Here is a 3951-nt window from a genome sequence, read left to right on the forward strand (position 1 = left end):
CCCCTAACCCCTCCCAGGAGGGGAAGGCAAGAGGAACCCACCTCTAACCCCTTCCAGGAGGGGAAGGCAAGAGCAACCCACCCCTAACCCCTCCCAGGAGGGGAAGGCAAGAGGCAAGAGGCAAGAGGTAAAAAAATATTTGTACCTCATAGCTATGAGAAACGCTAGATCTTTTTCCCGATAAGCGTGAGGGTGTGTTGAAAACAAGAGTAGTTTTAAAAAAGCGAAACTTTCTGGAGCTTAATACCAAGGACAAATGACAAAGGAAAAATGACCAAAAAACCTGGGTTAAAACTTGTTATTACTGCGGCGATCGCATTTTTTTTATTCACCTTAATTTTTACTCTACATCGACACTATACTTTTTATTCTTCCTACGATCAAGGAATTTTTAATCAAGTCTTCTGGAATGGAATTCACGGTCGCTTCTTTCAGAGTACTCTTTCATCCCAGCTGTCTACTAATGTAGTTCATAATGGGGAAGTTCCAAATGTCTATTACCACCGATTAGGGCAACATTTTACTCCCGCCCTGTTACTTTGGTTACCGTTATATGCTTTGTTTCCATTTCCCGCTACCCTAACCGTTTTGCAGGTAACGTTGGTAACAGCTGCTGGTGTAGTTTTGTATATCCTGGCTAGACAGTATCTGCAACCGATGTTAGCAGCAATGATTACGGTTAGCTTTTACTGTGCTAATGCTATTCTCGGTCCGACCTTAGCCAATTTCCATGACATCTGCCAAATTCCGCTATTTGTATTTGGGCTACTGCTAGCTATGGAAAAACGCTGGTGGTGGCTGTTTTGGTTGCTGGCAATTTTGATTTTAGCTGTACGGGAAGATTCCGGGATAGGTTTGTTTGGTGTGGGATTCTATTTAATAGTCAGTCGGCGCTACCCTCGCATTGGTCTGGCAGTTTGTACCCTCAGTTTCGGTTACATACTTGTCTTGACCAATCTAATTATGCCCCTATTTTCGGAAGATATTTCTCAACGGTTCATGATCGAGCGTTTTGGTCAGTACGCTGATGGGGATGAGGCGTCTACTCTGGAAATTATTAAGGGTATGCTGACTAATCCTTGGCGTTTACTAGTAGAACTGTTTACTCCCTTTTTTGGCACCATTCAGTATTTATTAGGTCAATGGTTACCATTAGCATTTATACCAGCTATTGCTCCCGCTTCTTGGTCTATCGCAGCATTTCCCTTGCTAAAACTTCTGTTGGGTAAAGGTCAATCAGTGCTTGCGATTAATATCCGTTATGCGATGACCGTAGTACCTGGGCTATTCTATGGCGCGATACTTTGGTGGTCAGCTCATCCCCAATTTAGTCAAGCTGTGATCTCGGCTAGGTCTAAGTTTCGAAGCTTTTGGATTTTTTGTCTAACCCTTGCGGTAGTGTTGACCATTACCTCTAGCCCCAATCGAACCTTTTATTTCCTGCTTCCGGATTCCTACCAACCCTTCGTCTATGTGCCGTTAACCCAACAGTGGTCTCGTGTGGGGTCGATCCGGTCATTACTGGCTCAGATTCCCCCAAATGCTAGTGTCTCAGCTACTACCTATCTAGTCCCTCATTTGTCAGGACGTCGGGAAATTATCCGCTTAGCAGATTTACAGTTGCGCAATGATAATGGCGAGGTGGTGAAGGTGGATTATGCGATCGCAGATTTATGGCGGTTACAACGCTATCAAATTGCCTTTAAGCATGATGGTCAGCGGTTGCGCTCTTTAGTTAACATGATTGACCGGGTCACCAAGACTAACGAGTATGGCATCATTGGTTTTAAAGATGGTGTGATTTTGATGCAAAAAGGAGTAGCATCTAATCCAGAGGCTATGAGAGCATGGCTAAGCTTTAGGCAAGAGTTAGATGTCTCAACTACAGGAGCATAATTGTAATAGCAAAGGGAATAGGAACCCACCCCTAACCCCTCCCAGGAGGGGAACACGGAGTCGGGAATCGGCAAGATGGCATCAAAAATTCTGACAATTCCGACACGGATTGCTAAACTGTCTTCCTGGGTACAGGTCTCCTGGCTATTGAGTGGTTCGGCCATAAACTGATATTTATTAATAAATAATATTAATAAGATCGGTTCAATAAACATTAATGCCTAGCACCAGTACTACGTCCTACGCTATTGACTTTGGCACGAGCAATACGGTAATCACTCGCTGGAACCCAGTCACGGAAACGCCAGAAACCATCACGTTACCAGGACTTGCACTGCAACTTAGTCAAAATCCTCCCTTAATTCCGAGTTTGGTGTATGTGGAAGATGCGGCTCAGGGTAAGGTTATGGTTGGACAGGCAGTACGCGATCGCGGTTTGGATCTCAGCAGTGACCCTCGATTCTTCCGCAGCTTCAAACGGGGGATTGGTGCTGAGGTTCAGGGATTTCTGCCAGAACTGGATGGCACCGTGATCACCTTTGAACAAGTTGGGCAATGGTTCCTCAACCAAATTATTGAAGACCTATCAGCCCTCCAGTCAGAGGCGGGGGATTCTGCCATTGAATCGGTGATTCTGACTGTGCCTGTGGATAGCTTTGAAGCTTACCGCCATTGGCTTAGTGGAATCTGCCAATCGTTGCCAGTGGAACAGGTGAGGATGCTGGATGAACCGACAGCGGCTGCTTTGGGCTATGGTATTGCGGAAGGGGATACTCTACTAGTTATAGACTTTGGTGGTGGCACTCTGGATTTATCTCTGGTGCAGCTGAATCAGGAGGCTCAAGGGAATAAAAAACCTATTGGGTTTATTCTTAAGTGGGGGCAAAAGTCATTTGGTGAAGGGTCTAGCCAGAAGGTGAAAATTGCCCGTGTGCTGGCGAAAGTGGGACAAAATTTGGGTGGGACAGATATTGATAACTGGCTGGTGGATTATTTTGTGGAAACTCAAGGGTTAATGCGATCGCCTTTGACTACTCGACTCGCAGAACGCTTGAAAATTCAACTGTCTGAGCAGTCTGAGGCTACTGAAGTCTATTTTAATGATGAAACCTTCGAGAGTTACGAACTAAAACTAGACCGGGAGACGTTTGAAACTATCCTCAAAGAACACCAGTTTTTTGATACCCTTGATGATAAGATGACGGAAGTGCTGCAACAAGCAAGACGCAATGGTATAGAAGTACCAGATATAGATGGTGTCTTGTTAGTGGGTGGCACGGTTAATATCCCAGCAGTTCAGGCATGGGTAAACCAGTATTTCGACTCAAACAAGGTTCTTTGCCAAAAACCCTTTGAAGCGATCGCAACTGGCGCACTTCAGCTCAGCCAAGGTATCGAAGTCCAAGATTTCCTCTACCATAGCTACGGAATTCGCTATTGGGATAGACGGTTAAAGCGTCACAACTGGCACTCAATCATTAGAGAAGGACAGCCTTACCCCATGAGTGAGCCCGTAGAACTCTTCTTAGGAGCATCGGTAGAGAATCAACCGAGTATAGAGCTAATTTTAGGAGAGTTAGGCTCCCAAACTGGTGGCACAGAGATTTATTTTGAAGGCGATCGCTTGATTACTCGTCAGTTAGGCCAGGGCGAAAACGCTGTGCAACCCCTGAATGATAGGGATGGGGCAAGAAGTCTGGCTAAATTAACACCCCTGGGCAATCCCGGAAGCGATCGCATTAAACTCCAGTTTCAAGTTGATGGTGAACGTTACTTGAGAGTTACTGTAGATGATTTACTTACCAATGAAACCTTATTGACAAATCAGGTAGTGGCTCAGTTAAGTTAATTGGTCAGATCATGTTCCGTTGAACACTTATAAATATTAGGGAACAGGGAACAGGGAACAGGGAACAGTGCGTAGGGTGAGTTAGGGGCGGGCTTGCCCTCATGTTAAAACCTAGCGCTAGTGTTGAAATAGCCCGTCCCGTAACGCACCACCCAAGGGCTTGTTGCTAATGTTGGAGGCAGTTGGGCATCAATCCAAATGTTCAT

General features: G+C 45.4%; 2 protein-coding genes. Both read left to right on the forward strand.

Going from position 1 to position 3951, the window contains the following annotated elements:
• The first annotated feature begins 270 nt into the window (after positions 1-270).
• Positions 271-1896: a DUF2079 domain-containing protein gene (locus F6K20_RS27775; RefSeq protein ID WP_287252523.1), complete on the forward strand. Its 1626-nt coding sequence runs from the start codon at positions 271-273 to the stop codon at positions 1894-1896.
• Positions 1897-2113: 217 nt separating this feature from the next.
• Entirely contained in the window at positions 2114-3745 is a 1632-nt protein-coding gene (locus tag F6K20_RS27780) for an Hsp70 family protein (protein ID WP_287296830.1), read from the forward strand.
• Positions 3746-3951 lie beyond the last annotated feature (206 nt).

Origin of the sequence: Moorena sp. SIO2C4 (assembly GCF_010672485.1) — a bacterium.
In the GTDB taxonomy this organism is placed as follows: domain Bacteria; phylum Cyanobacteriota; class Cyanobacteriia; order Cyanobacteriales; family Coleofasciculaceae; genus Moorena; species Moorena producens.